Here is a 26,628-nt window from a genome sequence, read left to right as displayed (position 1 = left end):
ATTTATGTGTTACATAAAAAATTAATGATTTATGTAATTATTTAAGGCACAATATAAAAATAGGTATATCTTAGAGTGACATTAGTTATTCTAAGGTATACCTATTTTTGTGCTAAATATTTTAAACATTGTAAAAAAAATATCAAAAACATATTGACTCTATAGTTACTATAGAGTTTATAATTAGAACTGTAAAAAGATAAAATAAATGTCAGATTTTTAGAAATTATAACAAATATAAAAGTATACTTAAAAAATTTGTATTAAGATTAAGTCAAATTGGTGAAATTTGGCAGGGAAAACGTTGTATAAATAAGTCAAACCAGGAGGGAATTAAAATGAGCAATAATATTAATCAAGATTTGGAGACAAAAATAATACATTGGGGACATAGTGCAGACCCAACGACAGGGGCATTAGCTACACCAATATGCCAAACAGCAACATTTGCAGCAAAAACAGTAGAGCATTTTGAAGAGTTATGCATGACATGGGGATATGTATATACGAGAGAATGTAATCCTACACTTACAGAGTTAGAGACTAAATTAGCTATGCTTGAAAATGCAGAAAGTGCTATATCTAGTACATCAGGCATGGGAGCAATAACATCTACTATCTTAGCATTAGTAAAAAGTGGAGACCATATAGTTAGTTCAGATGGTATATTTTCACACACTAAATTATTTATGTCTGAATTATTATCTAAATTTGGAGTGGAAGTTACATTTGTAGATGCAGTAAATCCACAAAATATAAAAGATGCAATGAAACCAAACACTAAGATAGTTTATATAGAAAGTCCTTTAAATCCATCTTTAGATTTAGTAGATATAAAAGCAATAGCAGAAATTGCTCATGAAAATAAGAGTTTAGCTATAGTTGATAGTACTTTTGGTACACCAATTATACAAAGACCAATAGATCTAGGTGCAGACTTAGTAATACATAGTCTTACTAAATTTATAAATGGACATGGAGATACTTTAGGAGGATCAGTAGCAGGTTCAAAAGAATTAATAGATTTAGTTAGATGGCCAAGTTTATGTTGTTTTACAGGAGCATCTTTACCACCAATGAGTGCATGGATGATTTTAAGAGGTATGAAAACGTTAGATATGAGAATGAAAAAGCACTGTGAAAATGGATTAGCAGTAGCAGAGTTTTTAGAGCAAGAAGAAAGTGTAGAATTAGTAAAATATCCAGCACTAAAATCTCATCCTCAATATGAACTTTGTAAAACTCAGATGAACGGTTTAGGTGGAGGAGTAGTCTCATTTAAACTAAAAGATGGTATCAATGGTTTGACAAGAGACCAAGCTAGTAGAAGATTAATGAACTCTTTAGAACTTGCAACAATAGCAACAAGTTTAGGAGAAGAGCATACATTAGTTCAAATGAATGGAGAGAATCTAATAAGAATAGCTGTAGGATTAGAATCTTCAAATGACATAATAAATGATTTTAAACAAGCAATCGAAAAATTAAAATAAAATTACATGCATAAATTTATAAATAAAAAATTTTAAGGAGAGAAAATCAATGGAGAACAAAAGTAATGTTAAAAGATTTCTAATAATATTCATATTGGCATTTGGAACAACAGCTATGTATAGTTTACCATATATGAAATCATCATTTTATGACCCAATGCAACAAGCTTTAGCATTGAGTCATACACAAATAGGGAACTTATTGAGTTTATACGGATTAGTAGGGATGGTATCTTATTTTATAGGAGGATGGTTTGCGGATAGATTCTCAGTTAGAAAGCTGATAACTTTTTCTTTAATCACTTCAGGGTTACTAGGGTTTTATTTTTCAACATTCCCATCATATAGTATGATACTTTTAATATTTGTATTATGGGGATTCACAACAATATTAACTTTCTTCTCAGCATCTGTTAAAATTGTTAGAATGCAAGGAAGTGAATCAGAGCAAGGTAGAATATTTGGTTTTTATGAAGGATTATCAGGTGTATCAGGTACATTAATTTCTTTTATAGGTCTTTACTTCTTTGGTAAATTTGCTGAAATAACAATAGGATTCAAATATGTAGTATGGTTATATTCTGCAGCATCTATAATATGTGGTATACTTTTATTCTTCTTAGTAGAAGAGAAAAAAGATACTGGAGCATCAGATGAAGGTCTAAGCATTAAGTCATTATTAAAAGTAGTTACAATGCCAAAAGCTTGGTTAATTGGTCTTATAATATTTTCAACTTATCTAGTATTCTCAAGTTTAACTTATTTAAGCCCATATTTATCAGAAGTTTATGTAATGCCAATGACTCTAGTTTCAGCTCTATCAATAATTAGAACTTATGTTATAAAAATGGGAGCATCTCCTATTGCTGGTGTCATAACAGATAAAGTGGGTTCATCTATAAGAGTAATGTTTGTAGGGTTTATACTAATGACAGTAAGTACAGCTGCCTACTTGGTAATTCCTAAAGGAGCGGGATTTATATGGATAGCTGTAATAAATATGATAATACTAAGTGTAATCTTATTTGGATTTAGAGGTATATACTTTGCATCTGTTTCAGAATCTAATATATCTTTAGAAACTACAGGAGCTGTAGTTGGATTTGCTTCATTTATAGGATTTTCTCCAGACGCATTTTATTACACTGTAGCAGGTAATTGGTTAGACAAATATGGACAAACAGGATATACTTATATATTCATTTTATCTGTAGTGTGTGCAGTTATAGGTATATTTGCTACTTATGCTCTAAATAAAATAAATAAAAAAGAAAATAAGAATTTGAATAACAAGATTGCTTAATAACAAGACTGATTAAATACTTATAATTATTATATAACTCTACCTATTTTTTATGAAAATGGGTAGAGTTGTTCATATTTAAATATTAAAGCAGGAAAATTAAAATATAAGAACATGGAGATTAGATATGTTAACATTGTGGGAAAATGGAATTATAGTTATATTTGCATTTATATTATTAGGGATAGGTTATTATTTTTCTAGAAATGTAAAAGATATGGAGAGCTATTACCTAGGAAATCGAAGTTTACCATGGTCATTGATAGTAGGTACTTTAGTTGCCTCATGGTATGGGGGAGTTGGTACAGTAGGTAGTGTGGAGTATGCGGCTATATATGGAATATCTGCTTGGGCAGTTTGGTCAATAGCTGCACATATTGGAAGAATGCCTTTAGCATTATGGGTTGGACCAAGAATCCACATAAGAACCAATATAACAGTTCCTGATTTATTAGAAAGTTTTTATGGGAAACATGTTGCTATAATTGGGGCAATCTTAATGTTTATATATTGTGCACAACTTGGAGAAATAACAGCTATGGGAACTATAGGTAATGTAGCTTGGGGAATAGATAAAGAATTGATAGGCCTAATAATGGTAGTTGTAGTCGTTGTACTTACAGTACTTGGTGGACTTATGGGAGTTGCCATTACAGATATGGTATTATTTTTCTGCATGGTATTTGGTCTAACTATGGTTATGCCAGGTCAATTTGAACAAATAGGAGGTTTCCAAGGGCTTACAGAAGCACTTAAAGATGCGCCTCAGCTTATGCATCCTACAAAAGGAATGTCAGCGATGAAAGCACTGATGCTAATTGTATATTCTTTTGGAGCTTATTCAGACCCAACTTTTTATCAGAGATTTTCGGCAGCAGACTCTCCTAAAGTTGGTAGAAGAGCCTTATTAACTTGTTTCTCACTATGGATATGTTTTGATATGGTTTTAACTATGACAGGTCTTATAGTAAGAGCTACTTATCCAGAGATGGCACCAGCCGCTGGGTATATAACTTTAGTTTTGGAGACATTGCCACAAGGAATAAGAGTAATATTCATAATAGGAATTTTAGGTTCTATAGTATCAACATTAGATAGTTATTATCTAGCAGCAGGAGCTACATTAGCCAATGATATATATGGAAGAATTACTAAAAAGGAGTTATCTCAGAAACAATTAGTAAAATTTACTAGGATAGGTGTATGTTTAGCAGCAGTTATGGGACTTAGTGTAGCGTTTAGATTTGAAAATGTATATGATGCATGTATATTTGTAGGAAGTATTTGGATGGGCTCTGCATTTGTACCTATAGTAGGTGGACTTCTTGGAAGTGGAAGAAGAACATCTATGGGTGGTATTTTAGGAATGATTGTAGGAGGAGTGACTTTTGGTTACTTTAAAATATTCCCAGTTCAAAGCTTTGAGTTAGAGCCTCTTGTAGTGGCTATACCTCTTTCATTTATTGCATGGATGATTGGAAATAGAATAGGTAAGAATTTAAATACACAAAATAATCTATAAAAGGAGAAACTGCTATGTCTAAATTAGTGTCTAAGGTAAAAAAAGATTTAGAAATAAAATGGTTTGGGATAGATGGTTTTCTAGTATTATTGTACTTTTTAATAACAGGATTTATATTTTATGGTATAGTGACTAGAAATGATATTATAGTTGGCAAGATAATTCCATATGGAGTTATGACAGTTGTAGTTATAATATTTTTTGATTACATATATAGAGTTCTAAAAATGACAAGAAAAAAATAAGAAAGAGAATGATTTTATGGATATAAGAGCGTTACCTATAAAAATTACAAAAGATAAAGCTATAGATATAGCTAAAAGTGGAAAAAACTCTTTAATTAGCAAATTGATATTAAAGAATAAGGATACTCATGAAGTTAGACTTCACTATATAGAGTTTAAAATTGTTACGCTTAAAATTCATAAAAATAAATCTATTTTTATGAAGAAAAAGCATTCTAATAATATAAATGAATTGAAAATTTTGGTGAATGGTTCTACTGGTGCTGGTAGTATAGTGCAAGAGTTGCCAGTGTGTGAAATGGTTAAAAACATAGATTGTAATATTGTACAATATAGTGATAAAGATGAAAGAAGAGTAAGAGCAAAGGCAAATAAGATGGCTATGAGGTTAACTCATAGGTTTATGGGAGGAATTCCAGAGATTGAAATAGTTAAAATCGAAAGTATTTTTAGGCCATACTGGGTAGTATTTTTTGGAAAAGTCGAATTGAATACAAGAGTTAGTTATCTCCCAATTGAAGCTGATGGCTTTGTTATAGGAATGTAAAATATTTTGCACTTATTGTATAATACATATTAAGGGAAGATGTTATATTTAGTTGTATAAGATGTCTTCTATAGTGGATAATATGATTTGCAATAAGTGCATTTTAAGTTTTACAGATTATAAAAATGGAGGAAATTAAGTCTTATGCAAAATTATGAATACAATGGATTTTATATAGAAAAGCCAATGGGAAATAATGTATTTTCATATGATAAAAGAGATAATAAGAGTATATATGTACCAAAACTTATAAGTGGCACATTAGATGATGTAAAGTTGGGTAATAAAGTAGTTTTTAATGAAGTAGATGAAAATGGGGAAATAAAAGCAATAGGATTGGAGAATATGGTCGAATATGTCCTGGGAAATAAAAAAATATATGTATTTGATAATCATAATCATGCATTTTATTTTTGGTTAAAATCTATGATGAATGATGAATTTACAAGAGGATGCAAGTTAGTACATGTAGACCAACATAAGGATACTAGAGAACCTGATAACTACGATGTAGATATAAACAATATAAAAGATGTATTTAGGTATACAAATGAGGTTTTAAATGTAGGAAGCTTTATAAAACCAGCATTGCAACATAAAATATTCTCGGAATTAATAATAATAGATAGTTTATATGGATTTGATTTAGATATAGAGCCAGAGTTTGTTCTCGATATAGATTTGGATATATTTTCAAGTGATATGGATTACATACCGTTTGATTTCAAACTGGATAAGATAAAAAACTTAATTAAAAAAGCTAAAGTCATAACAATTGCCACAAGCCCTTACTTTATAAACCAAGAGTATGCTATAAAAGTATTAAAAGAATTGTTTAATTATGATATAATATAAGAGTTAACTTTAAATAGAATATGGTATAATCAAAAAGAAGAAACTTACAATCTAACCAAAAGATTTTATACTATAAAAACTATAAAAATATAGATTTACTTAGGAGGAAAAAAGTATGAGTTTATATACTGAATGGAGAAATTTAAGCGATAATCATGAAAATCAAGAAGCAGAGGTAAAATTCTGGGAAGAATATTTAAAAATTGAAGCTGGAATATACAATGAAATATTAAACAATAAAATGGATGTTGTTGAAGGTAAAGTAAGTGAATTGGCTGAAAAATTTGGAACTACTAATGAATTTTTCATGGGATTCATAGATGGAATCAGTGAAAGTCTAAAAGAAGATATAGTTCTAGAAGATGTAGAAGCTGATAAAGAGGTTTCTATAAAAATAGATTGGGAAAAATTATATAACAATATGGTGACTGTTGAAGCTCATTGGCTATATAATTTACAAGGTTGGGAAGAAATATTACCAGCAGAACAAAGAAAAGAAATAATAAAAGCGTACAAAAAATCTAAAACAGTAGTTAAAGAAGCAAAAATAGGAAGAAATGATTCATGCCCATGTGGAAGTGGTAAAAAATATAAGAAATGTTGTGGGAAGTAAGGTAGTCTTATGTTTATTTTAAGATTTGCAGACGATGATGACAATTTATCAGTTAAAGATTTTACATCTTTAACTGATTTAAAAAAATATATTAGTGAAAATGATATAGATAAAACATGGCATCAAATTGAAGAAGTTAAAAGAGTAATACCCAACTTAAAAGAGGAATAAGATTAAGTAATATAAAAAAGAATATTAAAAAATAGTTGTCAATAGTTGTCTATAAGGACAACTATTTCTATTTTTGGATATAAATATAAAATATACAGGGGGTATAAATATGAAATTTATTGATTTACATTGTGATACTATAGCAAAGCTAATGGAAAATGTAGAAACAAGTGAACTTAAGTCTAACAAGTATTCTGTTGATATAGACAGATTGAAAAAAGGGGATTCGTTAGCTCAAACATTTGCTCTTTTTGTTGATACCGAAGAAGTAAAGCATCCTTTTGATTATTGTATGAGCATGGCAAATAAATTTCATGAGGAAATGAAAAAAAATAGTGATGTAATAGCTTTAGCTACTAATTATGAAGAGATTATGAAAAATCAATCAGAAGGAAAACTTACTGCACTTTTATCTATTGAGGAGGGAGCAGTACTTGAAGGTAAGATAGAGAATTTAAAGAAATTTTACAATTTAGGGGTTAGAATGATGACAATAAGTTGGAATCATGTGAATGAATTAAGTTTTCCTCATAATAAAGTAGAGTATATAGAAAAAGGTCTCACTGATTTTGGAAGAGAAGTAGTACATAAAATGAATGAATTGGGAATGTTAGTGGATGTTTCACATATTTCAGATGGTGGATTTTATGAAATTGCTAAGATTTCTTCTAAACCAATAATTGCTACACATTCTAATTCAAGAGCAATGATGAATCATTCTAGAAATCTAACTGATGATATGATTAGAGTATTGGCAAATAAAGGTGGAGTTACAGGTATAAACTTTTTCCATTTGTTTTTAAGTGATAAAAGCGAAAGTAAGCTTGAAGATATGGTAAGACATATAAAACATATTGTAAATGTTGGAGGAATAGATGTTGTAGCTCTAGGCTCAGATTTTGATGGAATAGATTCAAAGGTTGAGATTGAGGATATATCTCAGATGGGTAAATTATATGAACCTCTAAAAAAAGAAGGGTTTAGTGAAGATGATATAGAAAAGATATACTATAAAAATGCTTTAAGAGTAATAAAAGAAGTATTATAAGAAATGTTTTTTTGACATTAGGAAACAAAGTTTTATATCGAACATAGTATAAACTAAGATAAAAATTTATTGGAGGTTTAACTATGAAGGTAGGAGACATTGTAGCTAGAAAGTCACATAACAAAGATATAGTATTTAAAATAGTCTCTTTTGGTGTAGATGAAAATAATGAAAAAATAGCTATACTAAAGGGAATTGCATTTAGAGTAATAGCAGATGCTTATATTGATGATTTAGAGTTAGTAAAAGCACCTGATATAAAAGATATATTAATAGATAAAAATGTAGAAAATTTATTATATAAGTCAGTAAGAAAAGCTAAAGAAAGACAGAAAAGAATGACAAGAGCAGTTCCAAAACTTCAATTAAATCCTAACACATATGGAATGCCTGGAAAAGTATTACAGATAGATGGAGATAAAGAATATTTAAAAATTTGTTTGGATGTATATGCTCAACTTGGAATACCTGCTGTAGGAGTAGCAGTTTCAGAACAAAATCAATATAAAGAAGTAAGAGCACTGCTAGAAAAATATAATCCGGATATACTAGTAATAACAGGTCATGATGCAATGACAATAAAAAGAGGCGATATAGAAGATATGAGTAACTATAGAAACTCTCTGAACTTTATGAAAACAGTAAAAGAAGCACGTAAATGGCAACCAAATTTGGATAATCTTGTTATATTTGCAGGAGCATGCCAATCAAATTATGAAAAAATAATAAGTGCAGGAGCAAATTATGCAAGTTCACCTGGAAGAATAATGATACATGCTTTAGACCCAGTTTTTGTAGTGGAGAAAATTGCTTGTTCAAGAATCGATGTAGTAGTGCCTATTGATGAGGTTATAGAGCAGACTATTACAGGTGTTAAGGGGATTGGTGGCTCTGAAACAAGAGGCAAATTTAGATGGGCAATGCCAAAAACAATATTGCATTAAAAAAAAATAGAATAATTATACTGTATATCTTTAAAAATAGTATTGACATTTTTGCAAAAAATATATAAAATAATTAGTTTAAACATTTGACAAAAATGTTTATATGTGATATTATGTAAACATATAAACGTTAAAGAAGGTGATATTGTGGCTACTGTTCAAACTCTAGATAAGATAAGAGTAAGCTTAGAGAGACATATAGGAAAGAAAATATTGTTGAAAGCTAATAAAGGAAGAAAGCAGATTATTACAAAAGAGGGTATACTAGAAAAAGTTTATCCAAGCGTGTTCGTTATAAAATTAGATGATGAAAGTAATGGATATCCTAGGGTATCTTATAGTTACTCAGATTTATTAACATCTAATGTAAAATTGCAAGTTTTTAGAGATCAAGATAAATTACAGATAAGTTAAAATTATACCTATTAAAAATAGGTGTAATTTTTTTTTTGCTCCTTAAATATAAATATAGTGTGATACTTTTATAATACTTAAGGAGGTAAACTATGGAATTAATTAAAGATGTAATCAAGATTGACAATAGAATAGACTTCGGGAAATTTCAAACATTTATTGAAGCGGAGGCGGTAGTACCAGACAAAAAATTAGATGTATATGAAATTGTAAAGACAGAAGGATACATATCACTTAAAAAAATTGAAATGGCAGATGGGAAGATACTTTGTAGAGGAAGTTTTAATTATAATGTAATTTATATTGCAGATGATAAAAATACTATTTCTAATGTAGATGGAAAAGTAGATATAAACGAAGTTATAGAGAAAGATAATGTTGTTCAAGATATGGAATACATGTTATTTTCAGAAGTAGAGCATATGGATTGTACTATAATGAATGAGAGAAAAATCAAAGTAGGAGCTCTTATGAATATAAGAGGAAGTTTATTTGAAAAGCAAAGATTAGATATAGTAAAAGATGTATCACAAGTAGAGGGGATACAGAAACATAGAAAAGAAATTTGTTTCCAAGATATAGTTGGAATAGAAAAAGCAGAAAGTTCTATAAGAGATACTATAACTATAAATACAGAAGAAATTCAGTCTATAATAAGTTTAAATCCATCTATTAGAGTAAAAGAAAGTAGAGTGACTGATAATAAGGTTATCATTGGTGGAGTATTGGAAATAAATCCATTAGCTTGTACATATGAGGGTGAACTTGTAGAGTTAGATAGAGTAGGTATTGAGTTTACTCAATTTGTAGAAGTGCCTGGAGTTAGTGATGGCATGATTGAAGAAGTCTTGTTGTCTATGTCAGACTTCAATCATATCTTCAAACAAAATAGTGAAAGTAATACAGGTCTTTTAGAAATAGATTGTATGGCTTCTTGTAAAGTAAAAGTTACAGATGAAGTGACAAGAGAGGTATTGCAAGATGCATATTCTCCTCAAAAAATAATAAAATTTGATCATAAGCCTATTCAATTAAACAAGACTCTAAGAAATAGCGAAGAGACATTTATGGTTAGAGAAGGCATAAGAAATGATAATGATGATATACAAATAAAAGATATTGTAAGCGTTTGTCCAACTATGTCTATAGAAAATAGTTATATTGAAGAAAATAAAAGTATTATACAAGGGATTATAAAAGTTGAGATTTTATTTGTTCCAGTTGAGGGTCTAAAATTAGTTTATAAAATTAGTGAAGAAATTCCATTTGAACATGATATAGAGATGGATAACTTAACTGATACAGCATCTGTGTTTAATACAGCATGTATTGATAAAATTGAAGTTGATTTAAATAGAGATCAAATAGATTTAGTTATAAAAATTAAGCGATTTACTGAGGCACTAGACAAGAAGGCAGAAAACTTTATAATCAAAGGTGAAGACCAAGGTGTATATGACTTGTCTAAAGCTCCTAGTATAATTGTATATATATGTAAAGAGGGCGATACTTTCTGGAATATCGCAAAAAAATACAATACAACAGAAAATGAAATTGCAGAGCTTAATGATATAAAACTGGATGAACCAATTAAGCCTGGCAAGTGTCTTATTTTAGAAAAAAAAGTCGTATTAGTAGATTAATATTAAAAAATTTAAAGTAATTAAGTATAATAGGGTATTATAATACCCTATTATTTTATTTTTTGTAGTATAATATTATTGTTAGTGATGCATTATTCTTTAAACAAGGAGGATAGAATGGATTTTATAAAACTAAAAAGTAAGGCAAAAATAAATTTATCCATTGATGTCTTAGGAAAAAGGCAAGATGGTTATCATTTTGTTGAAATGATAATGCAAACGATAGATTTATACGATATAGTAAAAGTAAAAGGATTAAATGAAGATGAAATAAAGGTAAAAAGCACTAGTTTAGATATTCCTTTAGATGAAGATAATATTGTTTATAAAGCCGCCAAAATACTTAAGAATAAATTTGATATAAAAAAAGGTGTAGAAATATTCATAGAAAAAAATATCCCTGTAGCAGCAGGAATGGCTGGAGGAAGTTCTAATGCAGCTGCGGTATTAGTAGGTCTAAATCAATTATGGAAGCTTGAATTATCTGAAGATGAATTAAAAGACATAGGATTTAATTTAGGAGCAGATGTTCCATTTTGTATATCAGGACAACCTGCTTTAGCTCAAGGAGTTGGAGAAGAGCTAACTAATATCAAAGGTTTGCCATGTGATATAAATATATTGATATGCAAACCAGATTTATTTGTTTCTACTAAGGAAGTTTATCAAGGTTTAGATTTGAATAATATTAAAAAAAGACCAAATAATAAATATTTGATAGAGTGTTTAAAGTCTGAAGACATAAAAGCTTTATCAGAAAATATGGTAAATGTTCTTGAAAATGTTACTATAAGTAAACATAAAGAAATAGATAATATAAAGCAAGTCATGATGAAAAATAATGCTTTAGGTTCTATGATGAGTGGAAGTGGTCCTACAGTTTTTGGACTATTTGAAAGTAAAGAAGATGCTCTAATTGGAAAAAAAGAATTATTAAAAAAATATAAACAGGTATATGTTGTTAATAGCAGTCAAAAAGGGGTTGAAATTTGTGGAGAATTTAACTAAACTGAACTTGGATAATTACAAGCCATTGAGAGATGTAGTTTTTGAGAATTTAAGAGAAGCAATCTTAGAAGGAAAATTAAAGCCTGGTCAAAGGCTAATGGAAGTACAACTAGCAGAACAATTAGGAGTAAGTAGAACTCCAGTAAGAGAGGCAATAAGAAAGCTTGAATTAGAAGGTTTAGTTGTTATGTTGCCTAGAAAAGGTGCTTATGTAGCAAATATGTCATTAAAAGATATTATGGATGTATTAGAAGTAAGAGCGAGTTTGGAAGGTTTAGCAGCATATCTTGCAGCTGAAAGAATCAGTGATGAAGATATCAAAAAACTTAAAGATATATCAGAAGACTTTAAAAAAAGCACTTTAGAATGTGATGTAGATTCATTATTAAGACTTGATGTAGAATTTCATGAATGTATATTTAAAGCAACAAACAATAAAAAATTAATCCAATTGATAAACTCACTATGGGAACAAGTATATAGGTTTAGAGTTACTTACATGTCTGATTATGACACATCGCACAATATCGTTGAAGAACATAGATATTTACTTGATGCTATAATTAAAGGAGATAGTGAATTATCTAAGCAATATGCTACTGAACATATAGAAAAAGCAGAACAGTTTATGATAGATAAAGCTATGATTAATAAAGACTTATAAAATATAAAGTAAAAAAAGCTATTTTAAAATGATTATAATCATTTTAAAATAGCTTTTTTTATTAATATTAAAAAATATTATGAATAAATTAAATTAAATTGGACATAATTGATGATATAAATTTATCTTAAGGGGGAATTTTCAGTGAGAAAAGTTAAGATTAGATTGGGATTATTAATATTAAGTTTTATATCAGTTATATCAATAATGACAATAGTAATAAATGGTGAAGTAAAAAAAGTCGATAATATATCAAAAGACTATAAAGATAAATTAATAAGATTTCATGTTATAGCAAATAGTAATACAGATGAAGACCAAGCACTTAAATTAAAAGTTAGAGATGAAGTGATAAAATATCTACAACCTAAGCTTCAAAATTCAAAAAGTATAGAAGAAAGTGAAGCGATTATAAAAAGAGAATATAGTAGTTTGGAAGAAATAAGTAAAAATATTATTCTTGAAAATGGATATAATTACAGTGTAAAGGTAGGTATACAATATAGTAATTTTCCTACTAAACAATATTCTAATATAGTTCTTCCAGCTGGTGAATATAAAGCTTTAAAAATTATCATTGGAAAAGGTGAAGGGAAAAATTGGTGGTGTGTCATGTTTCCTCCATTATGTTTTGTTGATGAATCTAATGGAGTGATAGATAAATCTACAGATGATAAGTTGAAAGAAGTATTAACAGATAAAGAATATAAGTTGATAAAACAAGATACACCAAAGAAAACAAGTAGAGTAAAAATCAAGTTTAAGGTACTTGAAGTAGTAAAAGATTTAGAGAAAAAGTTCTAAAAATAAGATTTTAAGGAGTGGTTTTAATCATGGACAGGTGGAGTAAACTGATGGCTATACTATTAGCTTTTACTTGTATATTTATGCCTATTGAAGAGGTGTTTGCATATGAACCAGCAGAGAAAGTTAATAAAATAAATAAAAAAGAAGAAAATATAGCAAAGAAGGAAGTCATAAATTTATCTAATGACGATTTGATGCTATTATCTAGGTTGGTTGCAGGAGAAGCTAGAGGAGAAAGCTATGAGGGACAGGTCGCTGTAGCAGCTGTAGTAATAAATAGGATATTGGACCCTAGATTTCCAGACACAATAGAAGAAGTCATATATCAAAAAAATGCGTTCTCAGTTGTGCTTGATGGTTCGATAAATATGGCACCAACAGATTCAGCATGTAAAGCAGCTCAAGATGCACTTTATGGAACTGACCCAACTAATAAAGCAGTATATTTCTGGAATCCAGAAATAGCCACTTGCAAATGGATAAATAGACTAAGTCCATATATGAGAATAGGAAATCATGTGTTTGCAAAATAAATATAAATTTTGAGTAGTGAAAGGAGTTGTCTTTTTCTAGAAATTATTTTCTAATTTGAGATAGCTCCTTTATTTTTTGTGTAAAATAAACTATAATAATCATTTAGGTAATAATATATTAACTATGAATATAAATATAAATTTTAGCGATAAATAAGTTGTTGTTAAACACAAAAATGTAAAGTAGGTGTTGTATAAAGATGAGTAATAAGCCAATAGGAGTTTTTGATTCAGGATTAGGTGGATTAACAGTTCTAAAAGAGATAATGAAAATATTACCAAATGAGGATATAATATACTTTGGAGATACTGCCAGAATACCATATGGTTCAAGATCTAAAGAAACCATAATTAAATATACTTTTCAAGCTATAAACTTTCTAAAGACTAAAGATGTAAAAGCTATAGTTATAGCATGTAATACTGCTACTGCAAGAAGTTTAAAAGAAGCCCAAGAAAAATATGATATACCTATAATTGGTGTTATAGAAGCAGGAGCTAGAACTGCTGTAAGTTCTACAAAAAACAAAATTGTAGGAATAATAGGAACTGAGGGAACTATAAGTTCAAAAGCATATAATTTAGAAATATCTAAAATAGATGAAAGCATAGAAATTGTTAACAAAGCATGCCCTTTATTTGTACCTATTGTTGAAGAAGGATGGGCAAATACAGAAGTAGCTAAATTAACAGCAAAGATATATTTACAAGAATTAAAAGAAAAGAATATAGACTCTTTGGTATTAGGATGTACTCATTACCCTATTTTGAAGAGAACAATAGGCGAAGAAGTTGGAGAACATATAAAACTGGTTAACCCAGCTAAAGAGACTGCTAAAGATTTAAAGACGATTTTAGAAATACAAAATATGATAAATAACAAAGAAGTTCATGGAGCATATCAATATTATGTATCAGACATACATGAAAAGTTTTCGGATATAGCAAGAGAATTCTTAAAGAAAAAGATTGATAAGATTCAAAAAGTAGAAATACAAAAATATTAGCGTATATGAAGAATCTATGGAGGGAAAATCGTTGAGTGTAAAAATAAGTATAAATACTAGACAATATGATGAAAAAGGAAATATGGACACCATAGAGATGACTACCTTTGGTAAAATTTTTTATAAAAATGATGGAATATATGTTATTTACAAAGAAAAAGAAGAAAATATAGAGATAACTAATACTATAAAGATACTTAAAGATAAAGTTAGTATCAAAAAATTTGGTGCTATTAACTCAACAATGTTGTTTAAGTGTGGAGAAAATAGCACTACAAAATATGTGACCCCACAAGGTACTTTATTAATTGATATTAATACAAGGGAATTGGATATAAATATACAAGAAGGGGAACACATAAAATTGAAAATAGACTATAATATAAAGATACAAGATTTATTTTTAGGTAGGAATAAAATAGATATATACATAGGTATTAAATAATAACTATAGCTATTTTCTAGAAATTTTATAAAGGTAGTGAAAAAACTACCTTTTATTTAATTTATTTGGTATTATTATATTTATATTAAACTTTAATTTCTTAAAATTGATACAAGGGTTTAGCGTTTTTTTATAGAAAGTATACTTAAAAGTGAATAAAACTAAGTGTAAGAGGGATAAATATGATATTTGATAAGGTACTAGGTACTATAAATAAACATAATTTAATACAAAAAGGCGATAAAATAGTTTTAGGTCTTTCTGGAGGGCCTGATTCGGTTTGTTTATTGCATGTACTAAATAGATTAAAACAAGATTTTAATATAGAAATATATGCAGCACATTTAAATCATCAGATAAGAGGGATAGAAGCTCAAAAAGATGCATTATATGTATCTAAACTTTGTGAGGAAATGGGAATTGTATTCTTTGTAAAGTCTATTAATGTACCAAAATATTGTGAAAATGAGGGAGTGTCATTAGAAGAAGGAGCAAGGAAATTAAGATATGAAATGTTTTTTGAAATTAAGGATAAGATTAAAGCTAATAAGATAGCCATAGGTCATAATCTTAATGACCAAGCTGAAACTGTTATGATGCGTATCATGAGAGGAACAGGTCTAACAGGTTTAAAAGGAATTGATTATATTAGAGATAATTGTATAATTAGACCAATATTAGATGTGGAAAGAAGTGATATAGAGGATTATTGTGAAGCTTATAATTTAAATCCTAGAATAGATAAAACAAATTTAGAGAATATATACACTAGAAATAAGATAAGGTTAGACCTTTTACCATATATGAAGGATAATTTTAATTCAAATGTAATAGAATCTATAGTGAGGATGAGCAATAGTTTAAAAATTGATAACGATTATATTGAGAAAGAGGCAGAGGCTAAATTTATAGAAGTTTCAAGTGTAAAAGAAAAGGGCTTTGTAGAGATAAATTTAGACGATTTTATTTGCTTACATGATGCTATCAAAGTTAGGGTTCTTAGAAATTCTATAAAACATATACTAGGAGATACTAATTTTGTTGACCAGAGACATATAGAGGATATAATGTCTTTAGAGGATAATTCAAAAGTAAATAAAATGTTAACTCTTCCAAGAAATATATTTGTTTATAGAAAAAAAGACAGTATAATATTAACCAATGAGGAAATTGTTAATGAGGAGATTGAATTTTATTACAATGTACCTAGTAATGGGTTTATTAAAATAAAAGAATCAAAACAAATTATTGAGACCCAAGTAATGAGTATAGATAGGTATAAGAGTATGAAATTAGACAATTCATCTAAAGGGTTTGATTTTAATAAGGTAAAAGGGGGTATAGTAATAAGGAGCAGAAGGCAAGGTGATAAGATAAAACTTGCTATGGGAAGTAAAAAAGTGAAGGATTTATTCATAGATTTAAAAATCCCAAGAGAAGAAAGATGCAAAATTCCTATAGTCGCAGATAGTGAAGGGATAATATGTGTTGGAGATTATAAAATCAGTGAGAATTATAAAATTGATGAGAACACAAAAGAAGTATTAAAAATTAATTTTAACAAATTATAGAGCAAAGCAATGTATGAAAGGAGGGCTTCTATATTGAATAAGTTGCTAAAAGGGGCAGGTTTTTATCTACTTGTTTTTATAATTATAGTGGGTATAGTTCAATTCTCAGGTAAGCCTACAGAAAAAATAAAAGATTTAAAATTCTCTGAAGTATATAGAGAATTAACCGATGAGAATATATCAAGATTATACTTTGTAAATCAAACTTCAGTAGAAGGTACTATAAAAGATACAAATACAAAGTTTAAGTCATATGTTCCAACAGAAGTAATGGGAAATAAACTTGCAGATGAGGTGTTAGACCAAGCCAAAGCTGGGAAACTAACTTTTGGTGGTGAAGCTAAGCCATCTACACCTTGGTTTGTCGAAATGTTGCCTACATTACTGTTAATATTCTTTATGGTAATTCTTTGGTTCGTATTTATGAATCAGTCTCAAGGTGGAGGCGGAAAGGTTATGAGCTTTGGTAAATCAAAGGCTAAGGTTCATAAAGATGATGAAAAAACTAGAGTTACATTTAAGGATGTGGCTGGATTAGATGAAGAAAAAGAAGATTTACAGGAAGTAGTAGACTTCTTAAAGAATCCTAAGAAATATATTGAATTGGGTGCAAGAATACCAAAAGGTATGCTTATGGTAGGTCCTCCTGGAACTGGTAAAACATATCTATCTAGGGCTGTCGCAGGGGAAGCAGGAGTTCCATTCTTTAGTATAAGTGGTTCTGATTTCGTTGAGATGTTTGTTGGGGTTGGTGCTTCGAGAGTAAGAGATTTATTTGAACAAGCTAAGAAAAGTGCTCCAGCCATAATATTTATAGACGAGATTGATGCAGTTGGTAGAAAAAGAGGTGCAGGTCTTGGTGGAGGTCATGATGAAAGAGAGCAGACTCTTAATCAGCTTCTAGTTGAAATGGATGGATTTGGAGTAAACCAAGGTATAATAATCATGGCTGCTACAAATAGACCAGATATACTTGACCCAGCATTACTTAGACCAGGAAGATTTGACAGACAAGTTGTTGTTGGTACACCAGATGTAAAAGGAAGAGAGGCTATATTTAAAGTTCATTCAAGAAATAAGCCACTAAGTGATGATGTTAAAATGGATGTATTAGCTAGGAGAACACCAGGATTTACTCCTGCAGATATAGAGAACTTAATGAATGAAGCTGCAATATTGACAGCTAGAAAAAGAGAAAAGAAAATTAAGATGGAAACTATAGAAGAAGCTATAACTAAGGTTATAGCAGGTGTGGCTAAAAAATCAAAAGTAATAAGTGAAAAAGAAAGAAGACTTACAGCATATCATGAAGGTGGGCATGCAGTTTGTGCTCATGTACTTGAGGAGGTAAGTCCTGTTCATCAAGTTACAATAGTACCAAGAGGAAGAGCTGGAGGATTTACAATGCAGCTTCCTGTTGAAGATAAATTCTATGCTACAAAAAATGAAATGAAAGAAAATATTGTAGTTTTACTTGGAGGTAGAGTAGCAGAAGAGTTAGTACTTAAAGATGTATCTACAGGTGCTTCAAATGACTTAGAAAGAGTTACAGCTACTGCAAGAAGTATGGTAACAAAATATGGGATGAGTTCTAAGCTTGGTCCAATGTCATTTGATAGTGATGATGAAGTGTTCTTAGGTAATAGTTTTTCAAGTAAGAGAAATTATTCTGAAGAAGTTGCCTTTGAGATAGACCAAGAAACAAAACGTATAGTTGATGGTGCATACGATAAGACAAGAAGTATACTACAAGAAAATATGGATAGATTAGAGTATGTGGCACAAGCCTTACTTATATATGAAACTTTAGATGCAGAACAATTTGTAAAAGCGTTCAATAAAGAATTACCACTAAATGATATTGAAAATGCAATTACAGAGGAAAATTCGCCTAAAGAAGTTGAAGAACAACTAACTATAAAATTAGAAAAAGATGAAGAAAGAAACAATGTTATTGATATAAATAAAAATTTAGATAATAAATCTGATGAAGATAAATAATTTTAAAATATTGGTCATTTTAAGATTATTATCTGTTATGGATTAAATACTAAAACTGAAAGTATAATATTAAATTACTGAGCAGAGTATATTTGCAGGTGTTAATTTGATTGATACTTTCAGTTTTTTTATTATTTTACAAAGGTTTAAGTAAAATATCTACATAAAATATAAATTTGATTATGATAACATATTGAAAAGGAAATTTAAAATTAATAGTATTAAAAGTCTATGAATAATGTATAATTATTTATTAGAAGAAAATAAGTCATGAAATCATGTCATATTAGAGGTGAAATATGCGAGATAAGATAATAGAAATTATATTAAATAATAAATCTGAATTTATTTCAGGGGAAGAATTATCAAAACAATTAGGAGTATCACGTGCAGCTATATGGAAACATATGAAGGTTCTAAAAGAAGAAGGATATAATATAGAGTCTGTAAATAAGAAAGGATATAGATTATCAGAAAACCCAACTGATTTATTAAGTCCCCAGAATATTTACTATAAATTAAATACAGAGTTTATTGGAAAGAATGTCATACATCTTGAAACTATAGATTCAACTAATGAATATGCAAAAAGAATAGCTACAAATAATATAGATGGAACTGTGATTTTAAGTGAACATCAGGATATGGGAAAAGGTCGATTGGGAAGAAACTGGGATTCTAAACCTCATGAAGGAGTCTGGATGAGCATTATTTTGAAACCAGATATGGAACCATTTAAAGCACCATTTATAACTTTAATAGCAGGGGCAAGTGTAACAAAGGCTTTAAATAATTTAGGAGCAAATACTCTAATAAAATGGCCAAATGATGTTATTTTAAATGGTAAAAAAATATGTGGTATATTAACAGAGTTATCTGCTGAGATTGAAAGAACAAACTATGTTGTTCTTGGAATTGGAATAAACGTTAAGACAATGGATTTTGAACCAGAAATAGCTGAGAAAGCTACATCACTATATAAAGAAGGATATAAATTATCTAGAGTAGATATTGTTAGAAATGTATTGACTGAATTTGAAAAATTGTATTTAGATTATATTGTAAATAACTCTAGAGAAAAAACTTTAAAAATGTGTAGAGATTATTCTGCAATTATAGATAAAAATATATATGTATTAAAAGGTAATGATAAGGAATTAGTGAAATGTATGGACATAAATGAGGATGGAAATTTGTTAGTTCAAAGCAGTGATGGAAATGTAAAAGAAATCATTTCAGGTGAAGTTTCTATAAGAGGAGAGAAGGGATATGTATAATAGTATTTTGGATGTAGAAGGTCTAAAGGTTGGGCAAGTGGAGGATAGAGATGGTCTTACTGGATGTACAGTAGTAATATGTGAAGAAGGAGCTACTTGTGGTGTTGATGTAAGAGGTTCTGCTCCAGGGACTAGAGAAACCGATTTATTGGACCCTGTGAATATGGTTCAAAAAGTTCATGCAGTAGTTTTGGCTGGTGGTTCTGCATATGGTCTTGAATCTACTTGTGGTGTAAGTAGATACTTAGAGGAAAAAGGAATTGGATTTGATGTAGGTGTAGGAAAAGTACCTATAGTTGTTGGAGCAGTGTTATTTGATTTGGGAGCAGGAGATTTTAAGTGTAGACCAGATTTACAAATGGGTTATAGAGCTTGTGAAGTCGCAAGCAAGGATATTTTAAATCAAGGAAATTATGGAGCAGGATGTGGAGCCACTGTTGGAAAGATAAGAGGCCAAGAGTATGCCATGAAAGGTGGTATAGGTAGTTATTCCATAAAATTGGATAATGGTCTAATTGTATCTGCATTGGTTGCTGTAAATGCTCTTGGAGATGTTTATGAAAATAGTAAGGTTATAGCAGGGGCTTTAAATGATAAAAAAACAGAGACTATTGATACATATAAGCTAATGAAACAAGGTGAAAGTAAAGGTGGATTTAGTATAGATAATACTACAATTGGAGTAATTGCAACAAATGCTAAGTTAACTAAAGCTGAATGTAAAAAGATATCTCAAATGGGGCATGATGGTTATGCAAAAGCCATTTTTCCTATTCACACACCTCATGATGGAGATACAATATTCACAATATCAACAGGAAAAATAGAAACAGATATAACATTATTAGGTTCATTAGCTGTAGAAGCAGTAGAAAAAAGTATAATAAATGCGGTGAAAAAAGCAGATAGTGTAAAAAATATAATAGCGTATAAAGATATAGTAAAAAAACGAGAAATATGATGAAATTAGCATATTTTTCTTGTCAAATTGTTGACAATAGTAATTCGTCTTGATAAAATTATTCTTGTTAGAGCGGGCATCCTAGAATGGTAGCCTGACTCAGAAATATAAGAAAAAAGACCGAAAAACAAAAAAATTAAGTAGTCCGGCATCGTTATGAGCTGGAACGGAGGTGTATTTTTTATGATGAACACAAGTGCATCAGTAAGAAAAGTAAATGTAAGAAAAATGACTATAATAGGAGTACTATCAGCTATTTCTATTATGCTATCTATGACTCCATTGGGATTTATTCCAGTTGGACCTACAAAAGCAACTATAATGCATATACCAGTTATTATTGGGGCTATTATAGAGGGGCCAATAGTTGGGGGTGCAATAGGGTTTATATTTGGAGTATCAAGTCTCTTAAATGCTATAATAAATCCAACCATAACATCCTTTGTTTTTATAAATCCGTTAGTTTCAATATTACCAAGAGTTATGATAGGTATATTGGCTTATTATGTATATCAATTAATAATTAAGGCTACAAATAAGGTATACATATCAGGTTTAATTACAGGAGCGATAGGTTCCTTGTTAAATACAGCTGGAGTTTTAGGAATGATATATGTCTTATATGCTGACAAATATCTTCATGCAATGGGTCAAAGTGGTTCAGCAGGAAAAGTAATAATGGCTCTTGCCGCAGCAAATGGAGTACCAGAAGCAATAGTAGGAGCTTTAGTAGTAGCTGCCGTTGCCACTGTACTTAAGAAAAGCAAAAAATAGAAAGAAGGTTAATGACATATGCTTCTAGTATTTGATGTTGGAAATACTAATATGGTTTTAGGTATATATAAAGGTGATAAATTAGTTAATTATTGGAGAATTAAAACAGATAGAGAAAAAACATCTGATGAATATGGAATCCTAATAAGTAGCCTATTTGAGTATGATAATGTGGATATAAATTCTATTAATGATGTGATAATATCATCTGTAGTACCAAATGTTATGCATTCTCTTGAAAACTTTTGTATAAAATACTGTAAAAAACATCCATTAATAGTAGGTCCAGGCATAAAAACAGGTCTAAATATAAAATATGATAATCCAAAGCAAGTCGGAGCAGACAGAATAGTTAATGCTGTAGCAGGAATAGAAAAGTATGGAGCACCAAGTATACTTGTTGACTTTGGAACAGCAACTACGTTTTGCGCTATCTCTGAAAAAGGTGAATATCTAGGTGGAACAATAGCGCCAGGAATAAAAATATCTAGTGAGGCATTATTTCAAAGTGCGTCTAAATTACCTAGAGTAGAATTAACTAAACCAGGTATGACTATTTGTAAGAGTACTGTATCAGCTATGCAATCTGGAATAATTTATGGATATGTTGGTTTAGTGGATAAAATAATAAGCATGATGAAGAAAGAATTAAATTGTGATGATGTTAAAGTTATAGCTACAGGTGGATTAGCTAAACTGATTGCTTCAGAGACAAAAAGTATAGATTATGTAGATGGTTTTTTAACACTAGAAGGATTAAGAATAATATATGAAAAAAACCAAGAATAATTAATATACAGGGAATTGGGTTATATATCCAATTCCCTTTTTATGATAGTTTCATAGCTTTATGTGGTATATTATAATGAGGAAATATGAACTTTAAAATCAAATCGTAAAATAAAGGAAAAAAATAGGAGAAAAGCAATGAAAATAGGAAATTTAGAATTGAAAAATAAAGTTTTTCTATCACCTATGGCAGGAGTAACAGACCTACCATTTAGATTAATTTGTAAAGAACAAGGTTGTGGACTTTTATATACAGAAATGATAAATGGTAAGGCACTTTGCTATGATGATGAAAATACTAAAAAAATGCTTAAGATAGAAGAGGAAGAACATCCAGTAGCTGTTCAGATATTTGGTTCAGAGCCAGATTTTATGGGAAGAGCAGCAGAGATAATGAATGATTATTCAAATGAGATTCTCGATATAAATATGGGATGTCCAGCTCCAAAAGTAGTTAAAAATGGAGATGGGTCAGCACTTATGAAAAATCCTAAGCTCGCTGAGAAGGTATTAAAGGCAGTGGTGAAGAATTCAAAAAAGCCAGTAACTTTAAAGATAAGGAAAGGGTGGGATGATAATAGTGTAAATGCTATTGAAATAGCAAAGATAGCAGAGGCTTGTGGAATAAGTGCTCTAGCGATACATGGAAGGACTAGAGAACAGTTTTATACAGGTAAAGCAGATTGGAATATAATCGCAGAAATTAAGAAAAATTTAAACATACCTGTTATAGGAAATGGTGATGTATTTACAATAGAAGATTCAATAAATATGTTAGACAAAACTGGTTGTGATGCTATAATGATAGGTAGGGGTGCTCAAGGTAACCCATGGATATTCAAAAGAATAAATCATTATATGAATACAGGTGAGATTTTGCCAGAGCCAACTCTTAACGAAAAAATAAGTACTGCCATTAAGCATTTAAAACTTGCAGTAGAAGAGCATGGAGAGTATGTAGCTGTAAGAGAAATGAGGAAACACATCGCTTGGTATTTAAAAGGACTTAGGAATTCTGCGAGATTAAGGGATGAAATTAACAAAATAGAAGACTATCAAGAAGTTGTGTCGAAATTGGAGTACTATATGGAAGACTCCTTGACATAAAAATAATAGTGACTTATAATATAGCGCATAAATTAAAAAAAGATTATAAAATTTTTAAAATATAATTAGGAAAATTCCTAAGAAATCTGTGAAGGAGTTGTATTTATAATGGAAGAAAATAAAGAGTTTTTATTGACACAAGAGGGATATGATAAATTAGAAGAAGAATTAGAAAACTTAAAGGTTGTAAAGAGAAAAGAAGTTGCAGAGAGAATCAAGGTTGCTATATCTTTTGGTGATTTATCTGAAAATGCTGAGTATGATGAAGCTAAAAAGGAACAAGCACAAGTTGAAGAAAGAATTCTAAAATTAGAAAATATGGTTAGGAAAGCTGTTATCATAGATGAAAGCAAAATAGACCTTAATGTTGTCACAATAGGATCAATAGTTAAAGTTAAGGATTTAGAATTTGATGAAGATGTTGAATATACTATAGTTGGTTCGACAGAAGCAGACCCATATGATGGTAAAATATCAAACGAGTCTCCTGTAGGAAAAGCACTTTTAGGTAGAGCTGTAAAAGAGATTGTAGAAGTGCAAGTTCCTGATGGAGTTGCTAAGTTTGAAATATTAGAAATAAGAAGATAATCTGGAGGAAAAAAATGAAAAATAATCAACAAAGCAATGAAGAAGCACAAATTCAGGAAGACCTTAGTGAAGTACTTCAAGTAAGAAGAGATAAACTAAAAAAATTACAAGAATCAGATAGAGACCCTTTTAAAGAAAGTAGATATGATAGAACTCATTATTCTACTGAGATAAAAGATAACTTTGATTCTCTTGAAGGTAAAACTACAAAAATAGCAGGACGTATAATGAGTAAGAGAATACAAGGTAAGGCTGGTTTTATAGATATTCAAGACCAAGAAGGAAGAATTCAATCTTATGTAAGATTAGATGCTATAGGGGAAGAAGAGTATAGTGTATTTTCAACATATGATATTGGAGATATAGTTGGAATTGAAGGGGAAATATTTAAAACTAAAAAGGGTGAGATATCTGTAAAGGCTAAATCTGTAGTATTACTATGTAAATCTTTACAAGTACTACCAGAAAAATATCATGGATTAAAAGACCAAGAATTAAGATATAGACAAAGATATGTTGACTTAATAGTAAATCCAGAAGTAAAAAATGCTTTTTTAACTAGAACAAAAGCGTTAAAAGCATTGAGAACATACTTAGATGATAGAGGATTTTTAGAGGTTGAGACTCCAATATTAAATACTATAGCAGGTGGAGCAAATGCTAGACCATTTATAACTAACCATAATACTTTACATATACCAATGTATTTAAGAATAGCTAATGAATTATACTTAAAGAGACTTATTGTTGGTGGATTTGATAAAGTTTATGAAATGGGAAGAATGTTTAGAAATGAAGGTATGGATTTAAAACACAATCCTGAATATACTGCAATAGAACTATATCAAGCATATGCTGATTATACTGATATGATGGAAATAACAGAAAATGTTATCGCACATATGGCAGAAGTTGCTACAGGAAGTATGATAATTAACTATCAAGGAACAGAAATAAACTTTACACCTCCTTGGAAAAGAATGAGCATGGAAGAGTGTGTTAAAGAGTATTCTGGGGTAGATTTTTCTACTATAGATACAGACGAAGAAGCGTTAGAAGTTGCTAAAGAAAAAGGTATAGAAATAAAACCTGGAATGAGAAGAGGGGAAGTAATAAATGCTTTCTTTGAAGAGTTTGGAGAAGATAAGTTAATCCAACCAACATTTATAACTCATCATCCAGTTGAAGTATCTCCATTATCTAAAAGAAATAATGAAGACCCAAGAAGAACTGATAGATTTGAAGCATTTGCTAATAAATGGGAATTAGCTAATGCGTTTTCTGAACTTAATGACCCAATTGACCAAAAAGGAAGATTCATGGACCAATTGAGAAAAAGAGAATTAGGTGATGATGAAGCCTTTGAAATGGATGAAGACTTCTTAAAAGCATTAGAGGTAGGTTTACCTCCTACAGGAGGATTAGGAATCGGTATAGATAGAGTAATTATGTTATTAACTAACTCCCCATCTATAAGAGATGTATTATTATTCCCTACTATGAAACCTATTGATAATAATCCAAATAAAGAAGAAGAGAACTAAAAAATATAAGCATTCTACTAAGTTTTAAATTAAGTATAGCTGTTAAATTAGCAATAAATAGCTTTATTTTATTTAAAGTGTCACTGTAGAATGCTTTTTATATGTGACAAATTACTTTTTAGATATTTAATTTATAAATTACCAACAAACATTAAAAAATGATATTAATTTTTGTTGATTGAGACTTTATATTTAGAAAATATGATTGAAAGTAATTTATTATGAAAATATTTAGAATAATTTTTGAGAAGGTAAAAGGAATATTTTCTGAGAATACTATATATAAAAAATTATTGGGGGAATGTCTGATGTTTCAAGTAATTGATTTTTTATGTTTATTCTGTGTTGGATTTTTAGTTCTTGATGTTATGGTATATTTTTGTAAAGATGCAATGGATATCTTTGAAAGTACAACTAAGGTTAATAAAGTTAAGAGCATAAATGTTTGGGCAGATAGAGTCAGAGCTAATTCATATTCTTATGAAAATAAAATTGCAAAATAGGTAAAACTATATATGCAGGTATTGCTTGTAATATCAAGGGTTATATCTATTAGTTTTAATTAAATTTATTAAAAAAAACAAAGAGTTATAACCTTTTTAGAAATAAAAAATAAAAAAATATTGAAAAAGTGTTGACGAAATATTTTTAAGATGATATAGTATTACTTGTCCTTAAGAAAAGGGCAAACATGAAAAATGAACTTTGAAAATTAAACAGTAGGTTAATTTATAAAACAAGAAACAAACTATAA

At 29.4% G+C, this 26,628-nt stretch carries 28 protein-coding genes; all 28 read left to right on the top strand.

Annotated elements, in window-relative coordinates; translation table 11 throughout:
* The first annotated feature begins 338 nt into the window (after positions 1 to 338).
* The 28 genes from Q3287_RS15135 (at position 339) to Q3287_RS15000 (ending at position 26,377) form a co-directional block, all read left to right on the top strand.
* Positions 339 to 1,493 (top strand): PLP-dependent aspartate aminotransferase family protein, encoded by a 1,155-nt coding sequence (locus tag Q3287_RS15135; RefSeq protein ID WP_054277785.1) that lies wholly within the window; start codon positions 339 to 341, stop codon positions 1,491 to 1,493.
* 49 nt (positions 1,494 to 1,542) lie between these two features.
* The gene (locus tag Q3287_RS15130) at positions 1,543 to 2,796 is read left to right on the top strand and encodes a nitrate/nitrite transporter (RefSeq protein ID WP_054272007.1); all 1,254 of its coding nucleotides are present in this window, start codon (positions 1,543 to 1,545) and stop codon (positions 2,794 to 2,796) included.
* Positions 2,797 to 2,923: 127 nt separating this feature from the next.
* Entirely contained in the window at positions 2,924 to 4,318 is a 1,395-nt protein-coding gene (locus Q3287_RS15125) for a sodium:solute symporter family protein (protein WP_054277784.1), read from the top strand.
* Between the two features lie 14 nt (positions 4,319 to 4,332).
* On the top strand, positions 4,333 to 4,563 hold the full coding sequence (locus Q3287_RS15120) for a hypothetical protein (RefSeq protein WP_054272005.1): 231 nt from the start codon (positions 4,333 to 4,335) through the stop codon (positions 4,561 to 4,563).
* Between the two features lie 16 nt (positions 4,564 to 4,579).
* Positions 4,580 to 5,110, top strand: a complete 531-nt coding sequence (locus Q3287_RS15115; protein WP_407964355.1) for a hypothetical protein — start codon at positions 4,580 to 4,582, stop codon at positions 5,108 to 5,110.
* Positions 5,111 to 5,254: 144 nt separating this feature from the next.
* Complete coding sequence (locus Q3287_RS15110) at positions 5,255 to 5,965, top strand: UPF0489 family protein (protein WP_054277783.1); 711 nt, start codon at positions 5,255 to 5,257, stop codon at positions 5,963 to 5,965.
* A 115-nt stretch (positions 5,966 to 6,080) separates the two neighbouring features.
* On the top strand, positions 6,081 to 6,578 hold the full coding sequence (locus Q3287_RS15105) for an SEC-C metal-binding domain-containing protein (RefSeq protein ID WP_054272002.1): 498 nt from the start codon (positions 6,081 to 6,083) through the stop codon (positions 6,576 to 6,578).
* 9 nt (positions 6,579 to 6,587) lie between these two features.
* Positions 6,588 to 6,749 (top strand): hypothetical protein, encoded by a 162-nt coding sequence (locus Q3287_RS15100; protein WP_054272001.1) that lies wholly within the window; start codon positions 6,588 to 6,590, stop codon positions 6,747 to 6,749.
* 109 nt (positions 6,750 to 6,858) lie between these two features.
* Entirely contained in the window at positions 6,859 to 7,797 is a 939-nt protein-coding gene (locus tag Q3287_RS15095; RefSeq protein ID WP_407964354.1) for a dipeptidase, read from the top strand.
* Between the two features lie 83 nt (positions 7,798 to 7,880).
* Entirely contained in the window at positions 7,881 to 8,741 is an 861-nt protein-coding gene (gene yabG / locus Q3287_RS15090; RefSeq protein WP_021386497.1) for a sporulation peptidase YabG, read from the top strand.
* A gap of 147 nt (positions 8,742 to 8,888) precedes the next feature.
* Entirely contained in the window at positions 8,889 to 9,155 is a 267-nt protein-coding gene (locus Q3287_RS15085) for a Veg family protein (RefSeq protein WP_009892135.1), read from the top strand.
* A 92-nt stretch (positions 9,156 to 9,247) separates the two neighbouring features.
* Positions 9,248 to 10,798, top strand: coding sequence for an SPOCS domain-containing protein (locus Q3287_RS15080; RefSeq protein WP_054271999.1), 1,551 nt, complete (start codon positions 9,248 to 9,250; stop codon positions 10,796 to 10,798).
* A gap of 117 nt (positions 10,799 to 10,915) precedes the next feature.
* On the top strand, positions 10,916 to 11,806 hold the full coding sequence (gene ispE, locus Q3287_RS15075; RefSeq protein WP_054271998.1) for a 4-(cytidine 5'-diphospho)-2-C-methyl-D-erythritol kinase: 891 nt from the start codon (positions 10,916 to 10,918) through the stop codon (positions 11,804 to 11,806).
* Complete coding sequence (locus Q3287_RS15070; RefSeq protein WP_223195706.1) at positions 11,790 to 12,470, top strand: GntR family transcriptional regulator; 681 nt, start codon at positions 11,790 to 11,792, stop codon at positions 12,468 to 12,470. Before ispE ends, Q3287_RS15070 begins: the two co-directional genes overlap by 17 nt.
* Before the next feature lie 144 nt (positions 12,471 to 12,614).
* On the top strand, positions 12,615 to 13,274 hold the full coding sequence (gene spoIIR / locus Q3287_RS15065) for a stage II sporulation protein R (RefSeq protein ID WP_054271996.1): 660 nt from the start codon (positions 12,615 to 12,617) through the stop codon (positions 13,272 to 13,274).
* A gap of 50 nt (positions 13,275 to 13,324) precedes the next feature.
* Positions 13,325 to 13,810, top strand: coding sequence for a cell wall hydrolase (locus Q3287_RS15060; RefSeq protein ID WP_054271995.1), 486 nt, complete (start codon positions 13,325 to 13,327; stop codon positions 13,808 to 13,810).
* Positions 13,811 to 14,010: 200 nt separating this feature from the next.
* Complete coding sequence (gene murI, locus Q3287_RS15055; protein WP_219674303.1) at positions 14,011 to 14,817, top strand: glutamate racemase; 807 nt, start codon at positions 14,011 to 14,013, stop codon at positions 14,815 to 14,817.
* A gap of 16 nt (positions 14,818 to 14,833) precedes the next feature.
* Positions 14,834 to 15,262 (top strand): DUF1934 domain-containing protein, encoded by a 429-nt coding sequence (locus Q3287_RS15050; RefSeq protein ID WP_054271993.1) that lies wholly within the window; start codon positions 14,834 to 14,836, stop codon positions 15,260 to 15,262.
* Positions 15,263 to 15,444: 182 nt separating this feature from the next.
* Entirely contained in the window at positions 15,445 to 16,833 is a 1,389-nt protein-coding gene (tilS, locus tag Q3287_RS15045) for a tRNA lysidine(34) synthetase TilS (protein ID WP_054271992.1), read from the top strand.
* 33 nt (positions 16,834 to 16,866) lie between these two features.
* Positions 16,867 to 18,834: an ATP-dependent zinc metalloprotease FtsH gene (gene ftsH, locus Q3287_RS15040; RefSeq protein ID WP_054271991.1), complete on the top strand. Its 1,968-nt coding sequence runs from the start codon at positions 16,867 to 16,869 to the stop codon at positions 18,832 to 18,834.
* Between the two features lie 299 nt (positions 18,835 to 19,133).
* Entirely contained in the window at positions 19,134 to 20,111 is a 978-nt protein-coding gene (locus Q3287_RS15035) for a biotin--[acetyl-CoA-carboxylase] ligase (RefSeq protein WP_407964353.1), read from the top strand.
* Positions 20,104 to 21,072: a P1 family peptidase gene (locus Q3287_RS15030; protein ID WP_407964352.1), complete on the top strand. Its 969-nt coding sequence runs from the start codon at positions 20,104 to 20,106 to the stop codon at positions 21,070 to 21,072. Before Q3287_RS15035 ends, Q3287_RS15030 begins: the two co-directional genes overlap by 8 nt.
* A 183-nt stretch (positions 21,073 to 21,255) precedes the next feature.
* Positions 21,256 to 21,846 carry an ECF transporter S component gene (locus tag Q3287_RS15025; protein ID WP_021386471.1) on the top strand — a complete coding sequence of 197 codons (591 nt, stop codon included), beginning with the start codon at positions 21,256 to 21,258 and terminating at the stop codon, positions 21,844 to 21,846.
* 18 nt (positions 21,847 to 21,864) lie between these two features.
* On the top strand, positions 21,865 to 22,635 hold the full coding sequence (locus tag Q3287_RS15020) for a type III pantothenate kinase (protein WP_021386477.1): 771 nt from the start codon (positions 21,865 to 21,867) through the stop codon (positions 22,633 to 22,635).
* Positions 22,636 to 22,773: 138 nt separating this feature from the next.
* Positions 22,774 to 23,742 carry a tRNA dihydrouridine synthase DusB gene (gene dusB, locus Q3287_RS15015; RefSeq protein ID WP_407964351.1) on the top strand — a complete coding sequence of 323 codons (969 nt, stop codon included), beginning with the start codon at positions 22,774 to 22,776 and terminating at the stop codon, positions 23,740 to 23,742.
* A 108-nt stretch (positions 23,743 to 23,850) separates the two neighbouring features.
* Positions 23,851 to 24,330 (top strand): transcription elongation factor GreA, encoded by a 480-nt coding sequence (gene greA / locus Q3287_RS15010; protein ID WP_054271987.1) that lies wholly within the window; start codon positions 23,851 to 23,853, stop codon positions 24,328 to 24,330.
* Between the two features lie 14 nt (positions 24,331 to 24,344).
* Positions 24,345 to 25,874 (top strand): lysine--tRNA ligase, encoded by a 1,530-nt coding sequence (gene lysS / locus Q3287_RS15005; RefSeq protein WP_054271986.1) that lies wholly within the window; start codon positions 24,345 to 24,347, stop codon positions 25,872 to 25,874.
* 308 nt (positions 25,875 to 26,182) lie between these two features.
* Complete coding sequence (locus Q3287_RS15000) at positions 26,183 to 26,377, top strand: hypothetical protein (RefSeq protein ID WP_054271985.1); 195 nt, start codon at positions 26,183 to 26,185, stop codon at positions 26,375 to 26,377.
* Positions 26,378 to 26,628: the final 251 nt, after the last annotated feature.

Source organism: Clostridioides sp. GD02404 (genome assembly GCF_045898275.1).
GTDB lineage: Bacteria > Bacillota > Clostridia > Peptostreptococcales > Peptostreptococcaceae > Clostridioides > Clostridioides difficile_A.
This window is presented reverse-complemented; position numbering and strand designations above follow the sequence as displayed.

What these genes read in the sequence shown, in the direction of transcription:
- Q3287_RS15135 (WP_054277785.1), top strand. Translation starts at nt 339, where the DNA reads ATGAGCAATAATATTAATCAAGATTTGGAGACAAAAATAATACATTGG.
- Q3287_RS15130 (WP_054272007.1), top strand. Translation starts at nt 1,543, where the DNA reads ATGGAGAACAAAAGTAATGTTAAAAGATTTCTAATAATATTCATATTG.
- Q3287_RS15125 (WP_054277784.1), top strand. Translation starts at nt 2,924, where the DNA reads ATGTTAACATTGTGGGAAAATGGAATTATAGTTATATTTGCATTTATA.
- Q3287_RS15120 (WP_054272005.1), top strand. Translation starts at nt 4,333, where the DNA reads ATGTCTAAATTAGTGTCTAAGGTAAAAAAAGATTTAGAAATAAAATGG.
- Q3287_RS15115 (WP_407964355.1), top strand. Translation starts at nt 4,580, where the DNA reads ATGGATATAAGAGCGTTACCTATAAAAATTACAAAAGATAAAGCTATA.
- Q3287_RS15110 (WP_054277783.1), top strand. Translation starts at nt 5,255, where the DNA reads ATGCAAAATTATGAATACAATGGATTTTATATAGAAAAGCCAATGGGA.
- Q3287_RS15105 (WP_054272002.1), top strand. Translation starts at nt 6,081, where the DNA reads ATGAGTTTATATACTGAATGGAGAAATTTAAGCGATAATCATGAAAAT.
- Q3287_RS15100 (WP_054272001.1), top strand. Translation starts at nt 6,588, where the DNA reads ATGTTTATTTTAAGATTTGCAGACGATGATGACAATTTATCAGTTAAA.
- Q3287_RS15095 (WP_407964354.1), top strand. Translation starts at nt 6,859, where the DNA reads ATGAAATTTATTGATTTACATTGTGATACTATAGCAAAGCTAATGGAA.
- yabG (WP_021386497.1), top strand. Translation starts at nt 7,881, where the DNA reads ATGAAGGTAGGAGACATTGTAGCTAGAAAGTCACATAACAAAGATATA.
- Q3287_RS15080 (WP_054271999.1), top strand. Translation starts at nt 9,248, where the DNA reads ATGGAATTAATTAAAGATGTAATCAAGATTGACAATAGAATAGACTTC.
- ispE (WP_054271998.1), top strand. Translation starts at nt 10,916, where the DNA reads ATGGATTTTATAAAACTAAAAAGTAAGGCAAAAATAAATTTATCCATT.
- Q3287_RS15060 (WP_054271995.1), top strand. Translation starts at nt 13,325, where the DNA reads ATGGCTATACTATTAGCTTTTACTTGTATATTTATGCCTATTGAAGAG.
- murI (WP_219674303.1), top strand. Translation starts at nt 14,011, where the DNA reads ATGAGTAATAAGCCAATAGGAGTTTTTGATTCAGGATTAGGTGGATTA.
- Q3287_RS15050 (WP_054271993.1), top strand. Translation starts at nt 14,834, where the DNA reads ATGGAGGGAAAATCGTTGAGTGTAAAAATAAGTATAAATACTAGACAA.
- tilS (WP_054271992.1), top strand. Translation starts at nt 15,445, where the DNA reads ATGATATTTGATAAGGTACTAGGTACTATAAATAAACATAATTTAATA.
- Q3287_RS15035 (WP_407964353.1), top strand. Translation starts at nt 19,134, where the DNA reads ATGCGAGATAAGATAATAGAAATTATATTAAATAATAAATCTGAATTT.
- Q3287_RS15030 (WP_407964352.1), top strand. Translation starts at nt 20,104, where the DNA reads ATGTATAATAGTATTTTGGATGTAGAAGGTCTAAAGGTTGGGCAAGTG.
- Q3287_RS15025 (WP_021386471.1), top strand. Translation starts at nt 21,256, where the DNA reads ATGATGAACACAAGTGCATCAGTAAGAAAAGTAAATGTAAGAAAAATG.
- Q3287_RS15020 (WP_021386477.1), top strand. Translation starts at nt 21,865, where the DNA reads ATGCTTCTAGTATTTGATGTTGGAAATACTAATATGGTTTTAGGTATA.
- dusB (WP_407964351.1), top strand. Translation starts at nt 22,774, where the DNA reads ATGAAAATAGGAAATTTAGAATTGAAAAATAAAGTTTTTCTATCACCT.
- greA (WP_054271987.1), top strand. Translation starts at nt 23,851, where the DNA reads ATGGAAGAAAATAAAGAGTTTTTATTGACACAAGAGGGATATGATAAA.
- lysS (WP_054271986.1), top strand. Translation starts at nt 24,345, where the DNA reads ATGAAAAATAATCAACAAAGCAATGAAGAAGCACAAATTCAGGAAGAC.
- Q3287_RS15000 (WP_054271985.1), top strand. Translation starts at nt 26,183, where the DNA reads ATGTTTCAAGTAATTGATTTTTTATGTTTATTCTGTGTTGGATTTTTA.